At 41.6% G+C, this 23,316-nt stretch carries 24 protein-coding genes; 1 reads left to right on the plus strand and 23 read right to left on the minus strand.

The annotated features are described in order from the left end of the window. Positions 1-6: 6 nt before the first annotated feature. From OCV99_RS02920 to OCV99_RS02985, 14 genes are all read right to left on the minus strand, one after another. Entirely contained in the window at positions 7-297 is a 291-nt protein-coding gene (locus OCV99_RS02920) for a YabP/YqfC family sporulation protein (RefSeq protein WP_158367995.1), read from the minus strand. Positions 298-373: 76 nt separating this feature from the next. Then, the gene (locus OCV99_RS02925; protein WP_158367997.1) at positions 374-1,675 is read right to left on the minus strand and encodes a pyrimidine-nucleoside phosphorylase; all 1,302 of its coding nucleotides are present in this window, start codon (positions 1,673-1,675) and stop codon (positions 374-376) included. 30 nt (positions 1,676-1,705) lie between these two features. Next, complete coding sequence (gene mscL, locus OCV99_RS02930; RefSeq protein ID WP_158367998.1) at positions 1,706-2,122, minus strand: large conductance mechanosensitive channel protein MscL; 417 nt, start codon at positions 2,120-2,122, stop codon at positions 1,706-1,708. A 19-nt stretch (positions 2,123-2,141) separates the two neighbouring features. Further along, positions 2,142-5,366: a carbamoyl-phosphate synthase large subunit gene (carB, locus tag OCV99_RS02935; protein ID WP_158368000.1), complete on the minus strand. Its 3,225-nt coding sequence runs from the start codon at positions 5,364-5,366 to the stop codon at positions 2,142-2,144. A 66-nt stretch (positions 5,367-5,432) separates the two neighbouring features. Then, positions 5,433-5,840, minus strand: a complete 408-nt coding sequence (locus OCV99_RS02940) for a DUF1284 domain-containing protein (RefSeq protein WP_227191897.1) — start codon at positions 5,838-5,840, stop codon at positions 5,433-5,435. After that, positions 5,831-6,379 carry a biotin transporter BioY gene (locus OCV99_RS02945; RefSeq protein WP_158368002.1) on the minus strand — a complete coding sequence of 183 codons (549 nt, stop codon included), beginning with the start codon at positions 6,377-6,379 and terminating at the stop codon, positions 5,831-5,833. The genes OCV99_RS02940 and OCV99_RS02945 overlap by 10 nt, the downstream gene beginning before the upstream one ends. Positions 6,380-6,490: 111 nt before the next feature. Beyond that, the gene (locus OCV99_RS02950) at positions 6,491-7,975 is read right to left on the minus strand and encodes an S-layer homology domain-containing protein (RefSeq protein WP_158368004.1); all 1,485 of its coding nucleotides are present in this window, start codon (positions 7,973-7,975) and stop codon (positions 6,491-6,493) included. A 110-nt stretch (positions 7,976-8,085) separates the two neighbouring features. After that, positions 8,086-8,814 carry a pyruvate formate-lyase-activating protein gene (gene pflA, locus OCV99_RS02955; RefSeq protein WP_158368006.1) on the minus strand — a complete coding sequence of 243 codons (729 nt, stop codon included), beginning with the start codon at positions 8,812-8,814 and terminating at the stop codon, positions 8,086-8,088. A gap of 33 nt (positions 8,815-8,847) precedes the next feature. Then, entirely contained in the window at positions 8,848-11,100 is a 2,253-nt protein-coding gene (gene pflB, locus OCV99_RS02960; RefSeq protein WP_158368008.1) for a formate C-acetyltransferase, read from the minus strand. A gap of 149 nt (positions 11,101-11,249) precedes the next feature. Next, positions 11,250-11,807, minus strand: coding sequence for a VanZ family protein (locus OCV99_RS02965; RefSeq protein ID WP_264471370.1), 558 nt, complete (start codon positions 11,805-11,807; stop codon positions 11,250-11,252). A 3-nt stretch (positions 11,808-11,810) separates the two neighbouring features. Then, the gene (locus OCV99_RS02970) at positions 11,811-12,707 is read right to left on the minus strand and encodes a radical SAM protein (RefSeq protein ID WP_331490625.1); all 897 of its coding nucleotides are present in this window, start codon (positions 12,705-12,707) and stop codon (positions 11,811-11,813) included. 72 nt (positions 12,708-12,779) lie between these two features. Further along, positions 12,780-14,264: an S-layer homology domain-containing protein gene (locus OCV99_RS02975; protein WP_262574676.1), complete on the minus strand. Its 1,485-nt coding sequence runs from the start codon at positions 14,262-14,264 to the stop codon at positions 12,780-12,782. Positions 14,265-14,277: 13 nt separating this feature from the next. After that, entirely contained in the window at positions 14,278-14,688 is a 411-nt protein-coding gene (locus OCV99_RS02980) for a PH domain-containing protein (RefSeq protein WP_158368012.1), read from the minus strand. Between the two features lie 88 nt (positions 14,689-14,776). Beyond that, complete coding sequence (locus OCV99_RS02985; protein WP_158368014.1) at positions 14,777-15,496, minus strand: YoaK family protein; 720 nt, start codon at positions 15,494-15,496, stop codon at positions 14,777-14,779. Between the two features lie 124 nt (positions 15,497-15,620). Here OCV99_RS02985 and OCV99_RS02990 point away from each other — a divergent pair, with 124 nt between their 5' ends. Beyond that, the gene (locus OCV99_RS02990; protein ID WP_158368015.1) at positions 15,621-16,553 is read left to right on the plus strand and encodes a LysR family transcriptional regulator; all 933 of its coding nucleotides are present in this window, start codon (positions 15,621-15,623) and stop codon (positions 16,551-16,553) included. A 57-nt stretch (positions 16,554-16,610) separates the two neighbouring features. Here the strand turns inward: OCV99_RS02990 and OCV99_RS02995 are convergent, their stop codons facing one another. The 9 genes from OCV99_RS02995 to OCV99_RS03035 form a co-directional block, all read right to left on the minus strand. Further along, positions 16,611-18,254 carry an S-layer homology domain-containing protein gene (locus tag OCV99_RS02995; protein ID WP_158368017.1) on the minus strand — a complete coding sequence of 548 codons (1,644 nt, stop codon included), beginning with the start codon at positions 18,252-18,254 and terminating at the stop codon, positions 16,611-16,613. 211 nt (positions 18,255-18,465) lie between these two features. After that, on the minus strand, positions 18,466-18,828 hold the full coding sequence (locus tag OCV99_RS03000) for a VOC family protein (protein WP_158368019.1): 363 nt from the start codon (positions 18,826-18,828) through the stop codon (positions 18,466-18,468). Positions 18,829-18,890: 62 nt separating this feature from the next. After that, positions 18,891-19,259 carry a pyridoxamine 5'-phosphate oxidase family protein gene (locus tag OCV99_RS03005; RefSeq protein WP_158368021.1) on the minus strand — a complete coding sequence of 123 codons (369 nt, stop codon included), beginning with the start codon at positions 19,257-19,259 and terminating at the stop codon, positions 18,891-18,893. Positions 19,260-19,293: 34 nt separating this feature from the next. After that, positions 19,294-19,986 carry an alpha/beta fold hydrolase gene (locus OCV99_RS03010; RefSeq protein ID WP_158368023.1) on the minus strand — a complete coding sequence of 231 codons (693 nt, stop codon included), beginning with the start codon at positions 19,984-19,986 and terminating at the stop codon, positions 19,294-19,296. Beyond that, positions 19,987-20,610: an NUDIX hydrolase gene (locus OCV99_RS03015; protein WP_158368025.1), complete on the minus strand. Its 624-nt coding sequence runs from the start codon at positions 20,608-20,610 to the stop codon at positions 19,987-19,989. Between the two features lie 42 nt (positions 20,611-20,652). Continuing rightward, on the minus strand, positions 20,653-21,132 hold the full coding sequence (rlmH, locus tag OCV99_RS03020) for a 23S rRNA (pseudouridine(1915)-N(3))-methyltransferase RlmH (RefSeq protein WP_158368027.1): 480 nt from the start codon (positions 21,130-21,132) through the stop codon (positions 20,653-20,655). Next, positions 21,129-21,755, minus strand: coding sequence for an HAD family hydrolase (locus OCV99_RS03025; protein ID WP_158368029.1), 627 nt, complete (start codon positions 21,753-21,755; stop codon positions 21,129-21,131). The genes rlmH and OCV99_RS03025 overlap by 4 nt, the downstream gene beginning before the upstream one ends. Positions 21,756-21,763: 8 nt before the next feature. Next, positions 21,764-22,495: a DNA alkylation repair protein gene (locus OCV99_RS03030; RefSeq protein WP_158368031.1), complete on the minus strand. Its 732-nt coding sequence runs from the start codon at positions 22,493-22,495 to the stop codon at positions 21,764-21,766. Between the two features lie 22 nt (positions 22,496-22,517). Continuing rightward, positions 22,518-23,285, minus strand: coding sequence for a DUF975 family protein (locus OCV99_RS03035; RefSeq protein ID WP_158368033.1), 768 nt, complete (start codon positions 23,283-23,285; stop codon positions 22,518-22,520). Positions 23,286-23,316: the final 31 nt, after the last annotated feature.

The following is a 23,316-nucleotide window of genomic DNA, read 5'->3' on the forward strand; positions in this document are numbered from 1 at the left end:
TTCCCCCTATTGATATTCAACTGAATGCAGTCTTCCTGTTACTTTCATTTCATCATTCGTGTAATATTCTACCTTCAGGCAGGTTCCATGCAGTTTAATCTGTCCTGTTTTCGTCTGTATACGAATTAAAGTATCGGTATATTCCTGTATACCACGATAATTTTCAAGGCACAGTTCTGAGTTTCCGGTCACAGTAAGAATCGGCATTCCAAGGGCAACATCTTTCGGTATCCCATAAGCATCTGCCATACGGCTCTGCAGCGAAGTGGCATCTATGTTCGTTCCTTTTCTTTTCATAATAAAAGCCACACATAGTTTTATAACTAATCTATGTGCAGCTTTTGTTTCTTATTACATTATCCTGCTTCAGAAATTAAATAACTTCTTTGATGATAGATTTTGCCTTTACCGGTGTATCAGACCAGGACCAAGCCGCAAGAAGCCTTTCTTCTGCAGCGGACAGCTTTTCTTTAGCATTTGCATGAAGATAAGCCAGCGTATCGCCTTTCTCAATATACTCGCCTTTTTTCCTGCAAAGAACAATTCCGACTGCCGGGTCAATGATGCTTTCTTTCGTTTCGCGTCCTCCGCCCAAAAGCAAACTGATGCGACCGATTTCCTCTGTTTTAATATCGGCCGTAAATCCACTCACCGGAGATTGTACCGGCACAATATATTGTGCAGACGGGAGACGAGAAGGTTCTTTTACCTGTGAGACGTCCCCACCCTGCGCTTTCACAAATTCACAGAATTTCCTCCAGGCATTTCCGTTCTGCAAGGTTTCATTCATCAGTTCCCTGCCTTCTTCAAAAGTCTCTGCTTTTTCTGCAGCAACTGCCATATAAGAGCCAAGCGTAACAGCCAATTCTGTCAAATCCTCCGGGCCGTGCCCTTGCAATGTGTTGATCGCCTCTTTTACTTCCAATGCATTTCCTACCGCATAACCCAGCGGCTGATCCATATCAGAAATAACAGCTTTCATCCGTTTTCCTGCAAGCCGCCCGATTGTTACCATCTCTTTTGCAAGCGCTCTTGCATCTTCCAGACTCTTCATAAATGCCCCGTCACCTGTTTTTACATCAAGTATAATAGCGTCTGCCCCGGCTGCGAGTTTCTTGCTCATAATACTGCTGGCAATCAGGGACATTTGATCCACCGTCCCGGTCACATCCCGGAGAGCGTATAGTTTCTTGTCTGCCGGGGCAAGATTCCTGGTCTGCCCCGCAATTGCAATATGAATATCATTTACATTGCGGATAAAAGTTTCTTCGGAAAGCTCCGTAGAAAATCCACGTATACTTTCCAGCTTATCAATGGTTCCGCCCGTATGCCCCAGACCTCTTCCTGCCATCTTTGCCACCGGAATCCCAACGGAGGCCGCCATTGGTCCAAGCACAAGAGATGTCTTATCTCCTACTCCTCCGGTACTGTGTTTATCCACTTTTATTCCTTCAACATGCGACAAATCCATCATATCTCCGCTGTGAGCCATAGCAAGCGTCAGTTCTTTCGTCTCGTTTTCATTCATTCCCCGGAAGCAGATTGCCATCATCATAGCAGACATCTGATAATCAGGAATTTTTTCTGATACGTACCCCTGAATCATAAAATGAATTTCTTCCTTTGTAAGAGCCATTCCTCTCTTCTTTTTGATAATCAGGTCATACATAGTCATAAAACCGCCTCCATTTTATTACCTGCCGTTTTATTCCTCCAGCATAGATGTACAATTCGGACATCTTGTGGCATCAATTGCAATCTCCGTCTTACAGAAGGGACAGATTTTCGTTGTTGCCGCTTCCACAGCCTCTTCCTTTTTAGAAAATTTAGCCGCTGCTGTATTCATTGCCTTTACAATCAGAAAGACAACAACTGCCATAATCAGGAAATTCACAACTGCTGTAATGAACTTTCCGTAATTCAGTGTTACCTCACCCAGAATATTCACACTCAACGAGTCAAAATTCTTACCACCAAACAAACCGATAATAGGACTTAAAATATCTTCTACAAGTGATGTTACAATCGAAGTGAATGCACCACCGATAATTACGCCGACCGCCATATCCATCACATTGCCGCGATTGATAAATGCTTTAAATTCTTCTATAAATTTCTTCATCTTTCGTTCTCCTTGCTATCTATTTTTCCTTTATCTCGGCATGTAATTCCTGGAGGGATTTCACTTCTCCGCAGCCTTGTTTTTTCATGGATTTAATGCCGCTTACAGTTGCTTTCGCCGCGGCAATTGTTGTCATATACGGAATCTTTTTCTTAATTGCCGCCTTACGAAGATAGCTGTCATCTTCTTTTCGTTCCTGTCCGATTGGTGTATTTACAATCAAATCAATCTTACCATTTGTAATCAGATCCAGCATATTTGGTCTGCCTTCCTGAAGCTTATTTACCATTTCAGCTTCGATTCCGGCTTCGCGGATTAACTCACAAGTATGTCTGGATGCAATAATCGTAAATCCTGTCTCAGCAAATTCTTTTGCCACCTCCACAATTTCCGGTTTGTCTTTATCGTTGACAGAAAGTAAGACGGTTCCTTTAAGCGGCAGCTTCTTCTGAGTTGCCTCCTGCGCTTTGTAAAATGCCTCCCCGTAGAACCTGGAAAGTCCCAGAACTTCTCCTGTAGAGCGCATTTCCGGCCCAAGTACCGGATCTACCTCCTGGAACATATTAAATGGAAAAACAGCTTCCTTCACGCCATAATATGGAATATTCTGTTCTTTAAGCTGCGGAACCGGAGAAGGCTTTCCTGTTAATTCAGATGTGACAATGTCAATCGCCAGCGGCACCATCCGTATATTACATACTTTAGATACCAATGGAACTGTTCTGGAAGCTCTTGGATTCGCTTCCAGAACATACACTTTGCCATTCTCGATGGCATACTGCATATTCATAAGCCCCTGCACATGCATTTCTTCGGCAATCTTTCTAGTATATTCCTTTATCGTCTCCAGGTTCTCTTTTGAAATATATTTGGACGGAATGATACATGCAGAGTCACCGGAATGAACACCGGCAAGCTCAATATGTTCCATAACTGCCGGAACGAATGCATGGGTTCCATCGCTAATAGCGTCAGCTTCACACTCTGTGGCATGTCCAAGGAAACGGTCAATCAGAATCGGTCTGTCCGGTGTCACGCCCACTGCCGCATTCATATATCCAACCATGCTGTCCGCATCATATACAACTTCCATCCCTCTTCCGCCAAGCACGTAAGATGGACGAACCATGACCGGATAACCGATTTCTTCTGCAATCTGCAGTGCTTCTTCCACATTGACAGCCATTCCCGATTCGGGCATAGGGATTTCCAACTTATCCATCATGGCACGGAACTGATCTCTGTCCTCTGCAAGATCAATCACAGAAGGAGAGGTTCCCAGGATTTTCACTCCGTTTTTCTCCAGGTCAGAAGCAAGGTTCAGCGGTGTCTGCCCTCCAAACTGCGCAATTACGCCTACCGGCTTTTCTTTTTTATAAATGCTCAGTACATCTTCCAGCGTCAGCGGTTCAAAATAAAGCTTGTCAGATGTATCATAGTCGGTAGATACGGTCTCTGGATTACAGTTCACGATAATTGTCTCAAATCCCAACTTCTTAAGTGCTAATGATGCATGTACACAGCAATAATCGAACTCAATCCCCTGGCCGATACGGTTCGGGCCGCCGCCAAGGATCATGATCTTCGGCTTGCTCTCCTTTACCGGATTCTGATCCGGTGCATTGTAAGTAGAATAATAATAGGCGCTGTCCTTTGTTCCGCTGACGTGCACACCCTCCCAGGCTTCTTCCATACCCAGTGCAATTCGTCTCTCCCTCACTGCATCTTCCGGTATATCAAGAATCTGACTTAAATATTTATCAGAAAACCCATTCTTCTTTGCTGTAATCAAAGCTTCATCAGACGGAAGGCCGCCCCGGAATGCAGCGAGCGCTTCTTCTTCCTCTACCAATTCCTTCATCTGTTCAATGAAATAATGTTTTACCTTCGTAATTTCATGAATCTCATCTACGGATGCCCCTTTCCTGAGTGCTTCATACATAATAAAATGCCGTTCACTGGAAGGTGTAATCAACAATTTTAACAGTTCTTCCTTTGATTTCTGATCGAAATCCTTAGCGTGTCCCAGTCCATAGCGTCCGGTTTCAAGACTGCGGATTGCCTTCTGAAATGCTTCCTTGTAAGTCTTACCGATACTCATAACCTCTCCGACAGCACGCATCTGGGTTCCCAGCTTGTCTTCCACTCCTTTAAACTTCTCAAATGCCCATCTGGCGAATTTAATTACTACATAATCACCATCCGGAACATATTTGTCAAGCGTACCATATTTTCCACACGGTATCTCATCCAGCGTAAGTCCGGCTGCCAGCATTGCGGATACAAGAGCAATCGGGAATCCGGTTGCCTTAGAAGCCAAAGCAGAAGAACGGGACGTCCTTGGATTGATTTCAATAATAATATCCCTATCCGTCTTCGGGTCATGTGCCCACTGCACATTGGTTCCCCCGATTACCTGGATAGACTCAACAATCTTATATGATTTCTCCTGCAGCCGTTTCTGGACTTCTTCGGAAATCGTGAGCATCGGCGCAGAACAAAAAGAATCGCCTGTGTGGACGCCAAGAGGGTCCATATTCTCAATAAAACATACGGTAATCATATTATTGTTGGCATCACGTACGACTTCCAGTTCCAACTCTTCCCATCCGAGAATAGATTCTTCTACAAGCACCTGTCCCACAAGGCTTGCCTGCAGCCCACGGGCACAGACTGTCTTTAATTCTTCTACATTATAGACCAAGCCGCCGCCGGAACCGCCCATAGTATATGCCGGGCGGAGTACCACCGGATATCCCAGTTTGTCAGCAATCGCCAATGCCTCTTCTACAGAATAAGCAACCTCACTTTTTGCCATCTCAATTCCAAGACTTTCCATCGTATGCTTGAATTCAATTCTGTCTTCTCCACGTTCAATAGCGTCTACCTGCACACCGATAACCTTAACCTGATACTTGTCCAGAATCCCTTTCTGTGAAAGTTCCGAACACAAATTAAGACCGGACTGCCCTCCAAGATTCGGCAATAACGCATCTGGTCTTTCTTTTGCGATAATCTGTTCAATTCTCTCCACATTCAACGGTTCAATATAGGTAACATCTGCAATCTCCGGATCGGTCATAATAGTTGCCGGATTGGAATTAACTAATATAATCTCATACCCTAAATTCCTAAGTGCTTTACATGCCTGTGTTCCGGAATAATCAAATTCACATGCCTGCCCTATAATAATCGGTCCAGAACCAATAATCAGTACTTTATGGATATCTTTTCTCTTAGACATCTCAAATCCTCCTGTTTGTACTTTTTTCAAATCCATTTTAAAATATTATACACGAAAAAAGACAGGCTAGCAATGGTGCAGCCTATCTTTTAAAATTTTTTCTCTACATGCACTTACCGGATACCAGCCGCAGCCTTCGCAGATATCGGCCAGTATTTCCGGTGTTATTTTACTTTGGATTTCTGTTACAATATCCTGGTAAATGTACTCTTGTTCCTTCAAATCAAAGTACGCTACAATCTTGCGATCAAATTTTGTTACTTTATCATCTGTCCGGCACAAGCCTTCTGCCAGCATGTTGGGGCAACAACGGCATAAATCATCGGTGGAAAAAACAAGCCTGATTTTCACCGGCTCGTGGCTTCGTAAGCGTGCGGTAATCTGATTCATATTCTCCACAAATTCTTTACTGTATCCATTTCCCTGATAGCCCTGCGTACAAAGCAGATGATGCGGCCTTAACTTTATGTCCATTGCAGCGCTGCTCCCAGTCTTCTTTGTATCTGTAATCCAAGAACAGAAGCGACTGCAGCCTTAATAATCGCAGTCGGAATGAAAGGAAGAACGCAGGCCGTAATTCCTGTTATAACCGGACTCTGTGTCACAATACAGAACATTGCCACGCCAACCACATAGTTTGACACCGTTCCCAAAATCAGGAAAAGTAAAAACATTCCTTTTTTCTTCTTTAATTCAACGCCTAGACCTATTAAAAATGCCATAATTGGAAAAGAAATCAAAAATCCGCCTGTCGGTCCGATCAGGTTCTGCGCGCCGCCGCTGAAACCGGCAAAAACAGGGACTCCCACCGCTCCCAGCAGGAGATAAACAATTGCGGAAAGCGCCCCGCGTTTTGACCCCAGGACAATTCCCGCCAGAGTTATGGCAAATGTCTGCATTGTCATGGGAACCCCAAGCGGCATCGGAATTGAAATCTGTGCCATTACAGCAATTAGTGCGGTCATAATCGCAATACTGCATATATCCTGAATAGAAATTTTAGATTTTTGCATTGTTTTATTCCTCCTTGATTATTGAATCTTTTCCAAGTATAAATGCAAAAATGCCAATTGTCAACCTTTATCAAGAAAAAGTTTACAATTGGCATTTCATTCTATCAGCGATTATTGCTCATAGTATTGCATGAAACGCATAATAATCGTTGCACATTCTGCACGGTTTGTATGATCCTGCGGCGCGATCAGACCATCTTTTCCGGTAATAATTCCGGTTCCGATACACCATTTAATAGCATCTTTGGCAAAATCATTTACCTTATCACCATCTGCAAAGGAATCCAGCTCACCAACTTCTGATACATCATACCCCTTGTACAGTGCATAACGGTACATCATCGTCGCCATCTGTTCGCGGGTTATATCATCAGCCACGCCAAACAATTTTGTATCATCATATCCTGTTATGATTCCCTCGCTGTTTGCCCAAAGAACCGCCTGCATATACCATGTTCCTGCCTTTACATCCGGAAAAACATCGCTGTAAGTTGTTACCGGCTTCCCTTCAAAGCGGTGGATAATGACAGCAAACTGTGCTCTGGCGAGAATTTGGTCCGGTCCAAAAACAGTCTCTTCAAGGCCTTTCATTAATCCTTTGTTATAAACATAAGAAACCGCATCCGCATACCACGAATCAGCTGTTACATCCTGAAAAGGACCTATGTATCCATGGTCATTCGGATAACCAATCTGCCAGTTCATATCACAAGCGCCGGTAATTCCATCCACTTTACCACTGGAAGTAAACTGCCACATAGTATAGTCTCCTTTATAATTACAGGTCGTATAATACTGTGCAACCCATTTATACCAGTTGTCAAAGCACTCATCTGTCAGATAGTTATTCCACCAGTTCAAATTCGCATAGACGCCCACCGGATAACCCGCATCTTCAATGATGCCGCAGAAAGTCTTTGCAATCTCAGCCAGGTCAGCGCCAAGGGTCGAGTTGTCTTCCATATCATAGAATACGGGATAAGACAGATTATGTCCTTCAATCAGCCTTAATACATGCTCTGCCTCGCTTTTCGCACGCTCCACACTATCTGCATAGGAATAGATATAGACCCCATAAGGAATGCCAAGACGTTCACATTCGCTGACATTTCTTTCCCATGTCAAGTCATCCTGTGAAGTATAATTCATACCCCAGCCACAGCGGATGATTGCGAAATCCACGCCGTCAGCTTTTACTTTTTCCCAGTCAATATCAATGGGAGTCTTGTCCGTCTCGTGATTGTGAATACCGCTATTATGTTCACTCACGTCAATTCCCAGACGTGTTCCCTCAGGATGTGTAGGAGTCTCCGTTGCCTGAATAGAAATCGTATCGTCAGGAAGCGCGTCCTCGGTCTCATCTATTCTCTCACCATCCTGGTATCTCCAATTGTCTTCCGTCATTTCTGCATCAGGACTTTCGGTTTCTTCTTCATCCAGCGGCATCAGATCCAGATTTTCCGCTTCTGTCACATTCTGTCCGGCCGCTGTATTCTCGTCTTCTGCGGCATCTGCACGGACATACAGTACATTAAAAGATAACATGACGCACAGCAAAAAGCATGTTATCCTTTTTGCAGCTTTTGTTAATTTCATTATCTACCTCCTTTATACAACGCAACGCGCAAAAAAGTTATTTGTAACTTAATCTATTATACGCTAAGTATCCGCATATTTCAACTTATAACCTGCTTTACCATATTTTTCTATTGAGCTCCCAGTTTCTGTTTTGCATTTTCCACCCGCTCTTTTGTAGGAGGATTTATCCCTTCCAACGGATACTCCATGCCAAGTTCTTTCCATTTGAAAGTACCAAGCGTATGGTATGGAAGCACTTCTACTTTTTCTACATTAGAAAGTCCGGATATGAAATCGTGCAGCCGTTCCAAATACTCATCCTTGTCGCTTCTCTCCGGCACAAGAACGTGGCGGATCCATACCGGTTTCCCGATATCGGACAAATATTTCGCCATATCCAATATGTTTTGATTGCTATGACCGGTCAGAATCTTATGCTGCTCATCATCAATTTGTTTAATATCCAGAAGTATCAGATCTGTATACTTCATTAATTCTTTGAATTTATCGAAGAAAGGTTCTTCTCTTGTAAATGGATTACCGCTTGTATCTAAGGTGGTATGTATCCCCGCTTCCTTGGCTTTCCGGAATAATTCTATCAGAAAATCAATCTGTAGAAGCGGTTCTCCCCCACTTACTGTAATACCGCCCTTACTTCCCCAGTAAGCGCGGTATTTCATAGCTTTATCCAGCAGTTCATCCGCTGTGTACTGCGTGCCGGACTGCATCTTCCAGGTGTCTGGATTATGACAGAACTGGCAGCGCATGGCACAGCCGGAAGTGAAGATTACAAAACGGACACCCGGTCCATCTACAGAGCCAAAACTTTCTAAAGAATGAATATATCCTTTTGTCATCGTTTAAGCTCCTTTTATCTACTTAATAATCAATTACATCGTACCATGGCAGGTTCTTGAAATAACATCCATCTGCTGTTCGCGTGTCAGGTCGATAAATTTAACAGCATATCCGGAAACACGAATCGTAAAGTTAGCATATTCCGGCTTCTCTGGATGTTCCATAGCATCAATCAGCTTTTCTGTACCAAATACATTTACATTCAAATGATGTGCGCCCTTCTTGAAATAGCCGTCCATAACTGTAACAAGATTGTTGGTACGTTCTTCATCATTATGTCCCAGTGCATCCGGGCTGATTGTCTGTGTATTAGAAATACCATCCAGTGCCAGTTCATATGGCAGTTTTGCCACAGAATTCAGGGACGCAAGCAGACCGTTCTTCTCTGCTCCATAAGATGGGTTTGCACCCGGTGACAATGGTTCTCCGGCTTTTCTTCCATCCGGAAGCGTTCCTGTTGCCTTACCATATACTACGTTAGAAGTAATAGTAAGAATAGAGGTTGTAGGTTCAGAATCCCTGTATGTATGGCATTTGCTCAGTTTGTGCATAAATGTCTTAAGAATCCAGATTGCAATATCATCTGCACGGTCATCATCATTACCATATCTTGGGAAGTCTCCTTCCGGCTCAAACCCTACAGCAAGGCCATCTTCGTCACGGATTACTTTAACCTTTGTATACTTAATTGCGCTCAGAGAATCTACTACATGTGAAAAGCCTGCAATACCTGTTGCGAAGGTACGTCTTACATTGGTATCAATAAGAGCCATTTCTGCTGCTTCATAATAGTATTTATCATGCATATAATGAATCATGTTCAGGGTATCTACATAGAGCTTAGATAACCATTCCATCATATCATCGTATTTCTCCATTACTTCATCATAATCAAGATATTCCGATGTAATCGGCTTGTAAGCCGGACCTACCTGCTGCTTGGTTTTTTCATCAACACCGCCATTAATTGCGTACAACAGGCATTTTGCAAGGTTCGCACGTGCTCCGAAGAACTGGATCTCCTTACCGGTCTGCGTAGCAGATACACAGCAGCAGATACTATAGTCATCTCCCCATACCGGGCGCATTACGTCATCATTCTCATACTGGATGGAACTTGTTGTCACAGAAATATGCGCTGCATATTTTCTGAAGTTCTCAGGCAATCTTTCTGAATAAAGAACCGTCAGGTTCGGCTCCGGTGACGGACCCATGTTCTCCAGTGTATGAAGGAAACGGAAATCGTTCTTTGTTACCATAGAACGTCCATCCTGCCCAAGTCCTGCGACCTCCAGAGTTGCCCAAACCGGGTCACCTGAGAATAATTCATTGTAGGATGGGATTCTTGCGAATTTAACCATACGGAACTTCATAACCATGTGGTCAATCAACTCCTGAGCCTCTGCCTCTGTAATGGTTCCATTCTTTAAGTCTCTTTCAATATAAATATCAAGGAATGTGGAGACACGGCCAACACTCATTGCAGCGCCATTCTGGGTCTTAATCGCAGCAAGATATCCGAAATACAGCCACTGAGCTGCTTCTCTCGCATCCTTTGCAGGCTGTGAAATATCAAACCCATATACAGAAGCCATTACCTTCATATCCTGCAGTGCACGAATCTGATCTGCTACTTCTTCACGAAGGCGGAAATCGGTTCCTTTCATACCGTGTCTTGCATAACGCTCAAAGTCATAATGCTTCTTCTCAATCAGGAAATCAATACCATAAAGAGCAACACGGCGGTAATCGCCAACGATACGTCCGCGGCCATATGTATCCGGAAGTCCTGTGATAATCTTATTGTGACGTGCTTTCTTCATCTCCGGTGTATAGATATCAAACACACCCTGATTATGTGTTTTGTGATATTTTGTAAAAATCTCATGCAGTTTTTCACTTGGCTGATACCCATAAGTTGTACAAGCCTGTTCTGCCATCTTAATACCACCATAAGGCATGAAAGCTCTCTTAAGCGGTTTATCAGTCTGAAGGCCGACAATTTTTTCAAGATCCTTCAACTCTTCACTGATATATCCCGGGCCATAAGCAGTAAGACCGGAAACAATCTCTGTCTCCATATCAAGTACGCCGCCTTTTGCACGTTCTTCCTTCTGAAGCTCCTGCAGCTTGCCCCATAATTTTTCTGTTCCCTCTGTCGGTCCTTCCAGGAAAGATTCATCACCATCATACGGCGTGTAGTTATTCTGAATAAAATCACGAACATCTACGGAACTTTTCCAGTTTCTTCCGGTAAATCCTGCCCACTGTTCAAACTGTGCCATCTTTCATTCTCCTTTGTTCTTATAATTTCTTTGACTCGCACAGTATAACACTTCGTTATAAAAATAGCAAGGGTTTAAATGAAAACCGTTCTCATTTAAGCCCTTGTACTTAATTTTATGCAATCCGCCTCACTTCGTTTTCTTTCCATTTACCGATAAGCCTTTTTCCGACGCCGTATCTGCGCTTTTTTTCTTCTCCGCCTCTCCAGCATTCTGAATGGTGCAAGTATCGTAAAGCAGCAGATTCTGACTGCAATAATTCCGGCAAACACACCAACACTGTCTATTATAACATCTTTTACGGAAGGACCTCTTCCATCCACAAAAGACTGATGGTATTCATCTCCGCATGCAAAACCCACGCATATGAATCCTGCCACAACCATAAGCGCAATGCCTCTTACTCCGTAAACATAAAAAGGAAAAGATACTGCAATTGCCAGAAGGAAATACTCTGTCATATGGGCTAATTTCCTTACAGGATATTCAATTCGATATGCTGCCTCATCAATTTCCCATTCCTCCAGATTCTTATTCAAGACTTTATTTCCGATTTCTACCGTCTTATGGCTTACCGCGTAACTCAAATTTCCTGAATCAACTCCTGTCTGTGCCGAAAAATTAAAAATCACACACATCATAAGAATTGCCGGGAGAAACGACAGCGGTTTCAGTATCATAAGAATAAGCTGCTTTATAATCTGCATATTTTAAACTCCTTCCAATGTAAACGGCGGAATAAAACTTTCTTTCGCCGTCTCTCCTTCTTGTATAAATGCCTGTTCCACTCCAAGATCAATGGTATAATCCACCAGCCGCTCATAATTTTTATGTCTCACCTTAACGGCAAGTTCCGGAAAAGCCTTTTTATCCAGCGAATCCAGAGGGGTGTATTGGCTCAGTAAGCTCATATAAATCCGGTTTCCGTAGGCATGATGCAGGTAAGATACGATTTTCTTTGCATCATGCAGACAGCCCGGCAAGAGAAGGTGACGTACAATCACCCCACGCATCATCATCCCCCGTCTGTCAAATTCCGGATTTCCTGTCTGCCGTACCATTTCAGCCAGCGCCTTCTTCGCCACTTCCGGATAATCCTCCGCCATAGAGTAACGTCCGGCATGGACAGGGTCTAAATATTTGAAGTCCGGAAGGTAGATGTCCACGTAACCTTCCAAAGCCCGAAGCGTCTCCACGTTCTCATAGCCACCAGTATTGTAAACTACCGGGAGCATAAGTCCTTTTTCTTTCGCAAGATCCAATGCTTTTATAATCTGCGGGACAAAATGTGTAGGTGTCACAAGGTTAATATTATTCGCTTTTGCATCCTGTAATTCCAGAAAGATCTCAGCCAGCCGCTCTATACTGATTAGTTTTCCCACTTTGCCGGTGGCTATTACATGATTCTGACAGTATACACACCGCAATGTACAGCCGGTAAAAAAGACGGTTCCAGATCCTTCCTTTCCGGATATACAAGGTTCCTCCCACATGTGGAGCGCCGCCCGCGATACCCGGAGGGCGGCTGTCTCACCGCAGAACCCCAATTTTCCTTGTTCTCTGTCTGCCCCGCACTCTCTGGGACAAAGCACGCATTCCATCTTCATCACGCCTCTTAAGTATCTTATCATTCTGTATAGGAAAACACACTGCAAGATGTTTTACAGTGTGTTTTTCGTTTACTCATTTCCGACAGAAATAAACCGCTGGATAATCGCCGCACATTCCGCGCGTGCCGCATTTCCAAGTGGATCAATAATGGTTCCATTATTCTTTCCGGTAATGATTCCATTACCTACTGCCCATTGCATTGCATCTTCTGCATAACGACTCACCATTGCCGCATCTTCAAAGCGACTGAAATCTTCTTTTTTGCCGACATCATATTTCAGATATTTTGCATAACGGTACATCATTACTGCCATCTGTTCACGGGTAATCTTATCAGCAGGGCCAAACATTCCCGTGTTGGTGTAACCGGTAACAACTCCTGTACTTTCTGCCCATAAAATCGCATCTGTATACCAGATTCCATCCTGCACATCCGGAAATAATGCCTTATACTCTACCTCCGGTGAGCCATTCATTCTCCAAAGTATAACTGCAAACTGCGCTCTTGCCAGCGAATCAGCCGGGCCAAAATGTATCGGGTCAAGACCTGTCATCAACCCTTCAAAATAATTATAGTATACTGTATCGTAGAACCAGTCGCCCTCATTTACATCTACAAATGGCAACGAACGATTATAAGAAATTTCCACTTCCACCGACATATTTTCTGCACTATTTGTTTCATACTCATATTGAATGTGATCCGGCTGTCCTTCAGGAAGAACTAAAATTCCGGTTTCCGCATCATAATCGCCGTGGTTAGGCGTCAATCTTGTCAATTTATCTTTTTCAATTGCCTGAGACATATCCAGAATCCATTCTCCGTTTACCCAATTAGCTTCCATAGAAATCGTCTGGTTGCTTAAAAGCAGAAGGCTCAGATTCTGATTATTTCCCAATTCTAATGTTTTCATATGATTTTCGTAGCATGACAATCTAGTCAGCTTCGTATTCTGACTCAAATCCAAAGAAGTCAATTTATTCCATCCACAGTACAATTCTTCCAATACTTTATTTCGACTCAGATCCAAACTAGCCAGATTATTATCTTCGCATGTAATATGTACTAAGTTCACATTTTGACTCAAATCCAGAGAATCCAATTCATTCCATCCACAAGCTAATGTCTGCAATGCTGTACATCCGCTTATATTTAGGCTGGTCATACCGTTTTCACTACAATAAAGCATTTCCAACGCCGTGTTCGCACTCAAATCGAGAGTTGTTATCGAATTAGTTGAACAGCTCAATCCGACAAGCAAAGGAAAATATTCTATTCCGCTCAAATCCGTTATTCCCAAATCCGTAACCGAAATATACTTTACTGAACTTCTTTCATTCTGCGATAATACCCCGTCATGATTCCAGTCAATATAGGTATCAATATAACTTCTAAATTTTTCATCCGGAAAATGTTCCCGATCTATTGTAACATTTTCCTCTGTATTCACTGCAATCTCGTCCTCAGACCCAGCCCGGACGGTAAGGCCTGGCAAAACCATTGCTCCAGCTAAAAACAATGCTGTTATTTTTTTTAATATTTTTTTGTACATCTCTTTTTTTCCTTTATAGAACATATTTAATCTTTTTGTTCAGCTTTCTCAGCTCACTTATCAGGGCGTCAGGGTCATCGACGGACACAAAGACCGTAGTCTTCCTCCTAGATTCAATCCCAATACGGTTAAAGTCCGCCGCAAAAGAAGCAGAATAATCCTTCATCTGCCTCACTACGAGGATTTCCTGAATCGGAAGAACTTTTTTCAGTAATCCAAACTGTACAATCAGCTCTTTCTTTGTGACAATCACCTCGTTTTTAAAAAGAACCGGAATGAAATACAAATCCAATACTACTAAAAACAGAGCTGGAGCAATCAGCGCTTCTGAAATACCGCTGATTATAACAGTAGCAATTGCTATCCCGTTAAGAATTGCTATAGCCAATTTCCAGAATATTGACACTTTCCCTTTAAACGTCATAATGAACTCCTCCCAAATCAACAATTATTTCCTGTTTTATACACATAGTACTATTATATGACAGATTGCCCAAAATAGCAATTGTCTCTTAGTGACCGGAGGGTTTGCGCATCAATAAATCATGTTCTTCGTAAAGGTCAGCATGTACCAGTCTGCATAACAAAAGGAGCTCAGGAACCAGCGCCAGCCAAATAGATTTCTCCTGAAGAATGTCGGCAAAAAAGGTCAGAATGATTGCCCCCAGTGTAAACGAAGCAAGCATACCGGCATGAATCAGGCCGCGGCTTACAGCAGAACGGTCTTTTTTCCGTATTATTTTTGCACATGCGACGCCAACCTGCCTCAAATGATTCGTACAGAAGGTAGTAGCCATCGGAACTCCCTCTGCCTGTCTGAATGTATTATATTGCATGGAAGCAATAAAATTAATTGCCACCTGCACAATTTGATCCGGGATACTCAGCGGAATAAACCCTATCGCGAAAAGAACCGCTGCCTCAATCGCTATAAGGCAGGTATCCCAGCGGAGAAAACCAATTTTCTTTATAGGTGTTGGAATTACTTCTGATATAAAAGTACCCAAAAAGTAAGCCGAAATCGGGATCAGATAATAAAGCCCTTTTGCAATTTCCCCTTTTCCGAGTGTGACAGCCATAATAACAAAATTTGCTGTCTGCGCATTACAGAAAACTTCTCCACGCAGATTAAATGTATACGCTCCCATCATTCCTGCACTGAACATAAGCAAAATATAAGTAGTTTTCGATTCACAAACGAGATACTTAGAATCTTTTTTTGATGTTTTCATTTTTTTCTCCTTGAATTCTATATTGCCAAATTATAGTATAATAGATAGAGACAAAAAGTCTAACTGTAATTATTAGTATAAATCACAGTAAAAATCTGTAATGTATCATATAAAGGAGTAAAATATGAACCTGCAAAGTATGGATTATATTATAACAACAGCAAACGAAAAAAGCATCACCAAAGCTGCCGAGCGCCTGAACATAACACAGCAGACGCTCAGTGCGCACATTGCATCCTTAGAAGCAGAATTGGGATGCCAATTATTTGTACGGCATGTCCCTCTGGAAATAACATATGCCGGAAAAGAATTTATAAAACATGCGCAGATTATCCAAAATCAGGTTCGGGAATTAAAACATACACTGAACAAATTTTCTGATGAAGAAATGGGAGTCCTGAAACTTGGTATTACGCACACACGAGGCAATATCATCCTTCCGCCTATTATCATGGATTTTCATCAAAAACATCCCGGAATTGACTTAAATATAGTAGACGGAACAAATGATATCTTAACTCAAAAACTAAAAACCGGAGAAATCGACATTTGCATATCAGATTTTGCCGACTATCACTCTAAGCTGAATCAATTGGAACTTTACCAAGAGAATGTCGTATTCGTAATAGAACGAGAACTTTTTTCCGCTTTATTTAAAAATGATACAGAAAAAGCGGTTCAGAGGATTCAGACTGATAACGATTACAGATTACTGGAAGCCTGTCCATTGCTTATCAGCCATGAACAGAATATTTCCGGCAGATATGCCCGGAAAATTACAGACGCTTTTGAATATCAGCCACCTATTAAAGCGGAAGCTGCAAATATTGAACTGCTTTTAAAGCTATGCGTTAATGGTCTTGGCGGATGTTTCTGTCCTGAAATCATTGTAAGAAACACACTGTCACAAGAAGAATTACAGAAAGTCCGGATCATCACACTTGGCAAGGAAGCACAATACAGTATCCGCATCGGATGGAAAGATGACTGGGATATCATAACAGATTTTATTGAATCGGCTAAAAACAGTATAATAAAGCCGCTGCAGCTCCATTAAACAGGGAGACTGCAGCGGCTTTAAGTTGTAAATCATTAAAAGCTTATCGCAAAATTCTTATTTTAAAACATTGGCCGCTGCTTCTTCCGGCGTTATCTGCTGGATTGGATATTCTTCTGGATCTGATAACTGCCATTGATACCAGCCACCATCATAAAGAGTAACATTATCCATTCCTTCCTGATAGCAGATGAAGAATGGGATTGTGGCTCTCCATCCGGTTCCACAGTAGAAAGAAAGCTCATTATCTAACGAAGAATTCGCTTCGGCAAGAATGCTTTCCACGACATCAATACCTACAACCGTTCCATCCTCTTCAATATAGGCGTCTGAATTGCGTCCCCATATAGCACCTTTCGGTTCTCCGGTCTTCGGTATGTATTTATAACCGGAAATCTCACCAGTAAATTCTTCACGCCTTCGAATGCTGACAAGACGAAAATCCGGATTATTCTCCAAATTCTCCTGCACATCTTCAATTGACATGATGTATTCCGGATGAGCCGGTATTTCTGCACCAAAATCATAAGAGTCGTCTCCTGCTACGGGCAGGGTTTCTTCCGTTGTGAGAGGAAGCTCCTTTTCTTTCCATAACTCAAGACCTCCATCCATAATTTTTACATTCTCCACACCAGCATATAAACATCCCATAGCAACACGGGATACACTGGAATCAATAGATGTATTACTGCTGTAGAGAATCAATGTTGTATCAGACTCAATTCCAAATTTTTTCAAAAATGCAGCCAGTTCTTCCGGAGTTCTCAAATTATACAGATTATATACATCGTAAGGTTTTCCTGTCAGATCGTCTAAACCATCACCAATATCTCCTTCTTCCGGCCATGGCTCCCAATCAGTATACTCCACCTCATTGGATGTCATATACACAGCGCCCGGAAGATGTCCCTCATCGTAGGTTGTTCTGCCATACCAGTCTACATTAGCAACCAAATAATTTTCAGATGCAGGTAATTCTCCATCGATGACACTCTTCACCCATTCAGGAGATACAAATACTTCCCGCGTCATCTTTTTTACAAAACGGTCAATAATCGTAGCGCCTACCGCACGGTTAGCAGAACCCTGTGGATTAAGTTTCCCATTATCACCACTGATAATACCAACTTTCACCGTCCAGCTAATAGCCTTCTTTGCAAATTCCTGTACATCTCCGGCATCTGGAAAACGATGAATATCTGTCTGATCCGCAATATCATATCCCTTATAAGCAGCATACCGATACATCAGCGCAGCCATCTGCTCACGGGTAACTGCATCATTGGGTCCAAACATTCCAGAATCCGAATAACCTGTGATGATTCCTTCTTTATTAGCCCAAATCACAGCATTCTTGTACCAATCTTCCGTATTATCCGGGAATGGATTTTCAGAAGAATCTACTTCCGGCGAGCCTTCCATGCGATAAATAATCACTGCAAACTGCGCCCTTACAAGTTCTGAAGCTGGTCCGAAAGTCGTATCATCCAAACCGGTCATCAATCCCTGTTCGCGGACACTTTTTACGTAATCGTAATACCAGCTTCCCTCCGGAACATCTGTGAATGGCAAAGAATCGTTTTCTTGTCCATCATTAATTGCTGCAACCACATTGTCTGCGCTCTTTTCGGCAAATATGGCACTTGCGCTGCCAAATATCATTGCCCCCACAAGGAAAAGAGCTAAAATTTGTTTCTTCATAAAGCCGTCCTCCTAAAATATATTCTGACTTTATTATACTCACATCTTCTTGAAATTTACCAATCAATAATTTAAATATCTATATTAAATATAGAAAAAACAAATAAAGTAGCACAATAATGGGCATATTGCTCAAACGCTCAAATTGTTTTTTTTCATCCGTTTCTTGAAATCCTGCTTTACTCAGTTCCAGGAACCGGAAGTCATCACATTACATAGGTGTTCCTACCTCAATCAAGTTACCGTCTAAATCATAAAAACGGCTCACCTTTTGTCCCCAGCTATGCGTCATAAGGCGATTGACATATTGGACTGAGGGATATAAATTTTCCAATTTTTCAATAAATGCTTCTATATCTGATTCTTCGAAATACAATTCACAAGAATTGCTTTTCGGGATAATTTCCTTTTCCAAAAACTTTCCCCACACTTTTTTATCCTGGAGCACAAGACCTTCCGTTAAAATCATGTTTCCATCATTATCAAGTACAACATCAAGCCCAAACAAGTCATGATAAAATTGTTTCGATTTTTCAATATCTTCAACAACAATCAAAATGTTTTTTAATTTCATCGGCGGTATCCCTCCAAACTCCCAATTTATTGTTCCTTTATTTTTTGATAACCTGAAATTAATTAATGAAATTCCACCTCTAAGACTTCTACTTGAAAAAGCAAATAATTTTCAGCTTCTGCCGATGAAAAATGCTTTGCCAGAACAGGACATTCATCTAACATTTTTTGTTTCATTTGGATGTCATTGCACTCCGCCACTTTACCTGTTATTCTTATCCACTCTCTTGTCCCTTCTTTTTTCGATACTATCTGAATATTTCCGTTTTCTCTTAATTGTTTATGCGCTTGATTTCCATTATTCGTAGAAATATACAACTTATTATTATATTCCATTACGGCTCCAAATGGTCTGCCAGCTGGGAAATCGTTATTTATCGTCAAAACAAAAAAACTGCCGCATTCTTTTAAAAATTCATATGCTTTACTCATAATTACCTCCATTAAAAATCCTGATTTGCTCAAGTTAAAAAATTGTCTGTAAAAATTCTTCGACCGCATTATTAAATGTAGCATGTTGCTTATTTGCAATAAAGTGATTGCCTTTTATAATTGATAATTTTGCATTAGGTATATTTTCTGCAATCTCTTTTGTATGGGATTCCTTAATCATATCCTTGCTTCCACAAATCACGAGCGTGGGAACTATTATGCTTGCTAACTCGTTTGGTTCAATATCCGGCTCATTAACCATTAACCCAAGCATTTCTGCATTCTTCCTTGCATCAGGGGATTTTGAAGAGAACCATCTTGCTATTCTGTATCCTATTTCTATCGGAATTTGTGTCGTCCTTTTTACTCCTTTCGGATTCAGATTTCCGCCATTTAATATCAATGCCCTTACTTTATCCGGATATCTCATTGCAAATTTCATTGCTATATTCGCTCCATCTGAAAATCCCAAAATAACAGCGTTGGAAATATCAAGCCTTACCATAAAATCATATAAATCGCAGGAAAACTGCTCAATAGTAAATGGTTCGGTACCCCTTGGTGATTTGCCATGACCACGTGTATCCAAAGCAATCACTCTGTATTTGTCACTAAAATAATCTATCTGATTCTTAAAATATGAGCCGTCCTCTCCGTTCCCATGCAAAAGAATAAGAGGAGTTTTATCTTTATTTCCTTTTTCCTGATAATATAAATCTATATCCATTTAAATCTCCAAAAAATCGAATACATGCCCTTCCGGTGTGTTCAGGAAATGCATTAACATATACGCACACATAATTGCCACATTCTCTTCTTCTAAAATTCTTCTTACTTCCGTTCTATCTGCAAGAATAATCTCAATCTCTTCGTTTTCTTCCTGCCCTGCTTTGGATGGTGTCCCTTTGGCATATCCGTACACAGTCCCACAGGATTCATCGGTCATCCCAATAGTCGTAAAATAAGGCTTTGTATACATATCTTTCGCATTGATTGGCTCAAAATCAAGCCCAGTTTCCTCTTTCAACTCCCGCCTGCCTGCAGTTTTAAAATCTTCTCCATCATCTACAAGCCCTGCCGGGAATTCATAGATATATGTATCAATGGGGCAGCGATACTGGCGGATCAACACAAGTTTTTCCTGATTATCATCCTCATCTTTATAGACGCTGTAAATGATTACGCCGTCTGCTGTGTTTTTTCTGGTACTTATTTTCAAATCCTCAATTTTTTCTGCCCTTGAAGCCACAAAATAAGTACTCCTTTTTCCTGTATCGCTTTTCATTTCAAGCTCATACATGTTAAGGAATCTGTTCTTTGTGGTCTGTCTGATGTTTTCAATTCTTCGCATAATCTCTCTTCTTTCTTTATTACAGTTTGAAAAAATCCTCATTTACTTGTGATATGGTTCCCCATTTATTATCCGATAACTTCGATAAATCTGCTCCAGCAATATCACCCGCATCAATTGGTGCGGAAACGTCATTTTCGAGAAACTCAATGCATAATCGGACTTTTCCAGTATACTCTTGCCAAGTCCGATGGAACCGCCGATAATAAAAATCATATGGCCTATTCCGGAAACTCCCAGCTTTTCAATCTTATCTGCAAATTCTTCTGAAGTAAGCTGCCTTCCTTGTATCTCCAGAGTCACAAGATAGGCGTCCTCTTTGATATATTTCCCGATTCTTTCGGCTTCTTTTTCACGGATAGCGTCTTCCATGTTTTCACTTGCATGGTCAGGCGTCTTTTCATCTGCAACTTCTATAATCTCAAGTCTGCAATACCTGCCAAGTCTTTTGCTGTATTCGGTGATTGCATCCTTCAGATATTTTTCTTTTATTTTTCCTACCGCAATGATTGTAATCTTCATTTGAGATGCTCCCTCTCTATCCCGGCAGTCTTTGTGAACATTTTTCTCACATTCAGATAATCCCCTGTAAATACCATCCCGGACATTCCTGTTTCTTTTGCCCCGTCTACATTCTCCTGCCTGTCATCAAGGAAGAAACATTCCGCCGGTATTAACCGGTATTTTCCCAGAAGATACTCGTAAATCCTTCTGTCCGGTTTTATTTTGTGAATGTCGCAAGACACAACAATACCGTCAAAATAAGACAGCGGTGCGAATTCCCTTGGAAAATATTCGTAAAACGACTTACTTGCATTGGACAACACATACAGGCGGTATCCTTCTGCCTTTGCATAATCGCAGAAGGATTTTGCTCCCTCTATTGGTTTCATACACATCGTCCATTGGATTGCACAGTTTTTTAGAGCGCCATGCAGCCGTTCGGGAATCCGCTTTTTCACCTGATCATACCGTTCTTCATCTGTCAGATAACCCAAATCGCCTTCTATCCACTCCGGTCCTCGGAATAGTTCTTCCATAATGAGCGCCTTATCCTTTTCATTCTCCAAGAAACAATCCAGGCAAATCTGTGGATTATAATCAAGAAGCACATTTCCCATATCAAATATTATATTTTTAATCATAAGCGAATTCACCTGTTTTTCTCTTTTTTCATACGGCGCAGCGCAGCAAGACGTTCTTTCTCTTCTTTTGTGACACGATATGATTCCCGGATTTTCTGGATGGATTTCTGATGTGTAAAGTCATCCAGCCTGTCTCCGGCAAGCAACTCCCATGTAAGTTCCGGAAATTTCACATAACACACGGATACTGCCCATGCTACTGCCATCTTTACATAATATCCGTCATGTTTTATATTGCCCAAAATAGTAAGAATCTTCTCAATATATTCTTCTGTTATGAAATGATCCAGAAATGCAACAACTGCGAAACGAATCTCATACTCCCGCTCACTTTCCGTATATTTCAACAAATACCGGAACCAGTAATCCATGTCTTTCTTCATAAACTTATAGGTCATGCAGCTGCTGTCACAGACCGCCCAACTATCAATCACCGGCACAAATTCGTCTAACAGCCCGGTCCGGGTATCGAAGTCACATTTCAGATATCCGATTATCATACCATGAAGCAAAAGCTCCTCATGATACACCGGCGCCTTCTTTTCCATTTCCTCTATAGCCCGTATATATTCTATCCCACTCTCACGTGCAATTCTTTTTGCAATCTCGCGAAGCTGCGGAATGCGTACTCCCAACATTTCCGAAGACTCTCCCGGAACAAGCGATTGATTAAAAGAACGATATTTTTCATCTATAGAATTTATCAGAAAAGATCTGACTTTCTCAATTGTATTTTCCATTGTTTCTCCTGCCTTTTATTTATTAATATGAGCGGTAAGTGTAAGTTCCTTTTAACGCCAGAAACAATTCTGCATTTGTCGCATTCACATACGGTGATACGTAAAAAATTTCAGCCAAACCGCAGGTAACTGCAGAAAGGAGATGCCAGCCTATAAAAGACAAATCTAAAATAAAGGCATCCATTTTCTGTCCCTGCATCATCTCTTTACTAATACGGAACGCATCCTTCCTGCTCATCTGCGGACAATCTGCCAGAAGATACGGAACCATTCTGTATTCATAAGATTTGATAATTCCGGGAATGATGAAGAGCAATGTCCATAAAAAGATATACAGCCCTCTCAAAAATAAGGTAAGTACTACCTTGCCATAATAGCCACTTTTAAAGGCAAAAAGTAATTTTCCCGCATCCGCCGTTCCATATGCATTTTCCAAAAAGAACCTGCATCCGCCAATTTCCAGCGGCTGGAAAACAAAGACATCCAATAATACCATTACTATCACAACTCCGCTGAGTATGATTGCAGCAATGCCTCCCAGAATCCATGAAGCAATCGTTCCTTCATGATCTCCGCTCTGTTCACCTGAAAGAATCCCTTCATAATCTTCATAAATCTCTGTATGGGAAGAATTATATGAGATATCGTTATCTTCTCCAATAGTTGTTCTTACAGAACCAGAGCTTCCGTATGTAAACAACATCAAAACAAAGGAAACCAATACACATCTCCAATAATTCCTCTGAAAAGCAATTTTCCCTCTTTCCTTTAAATCTGCTCTTTTCCACATAAATATTCCCCCTGCATATAAAAATTTATTT

This window comes from Dorea acetigenes, from assembly GCF_025567385.1.
GTDB lineage: Bacteria > Bacillota > Clostridia > Lachnospirales > Lachnospiraceae > Claveliimonas > Claveliimonas acetigenes.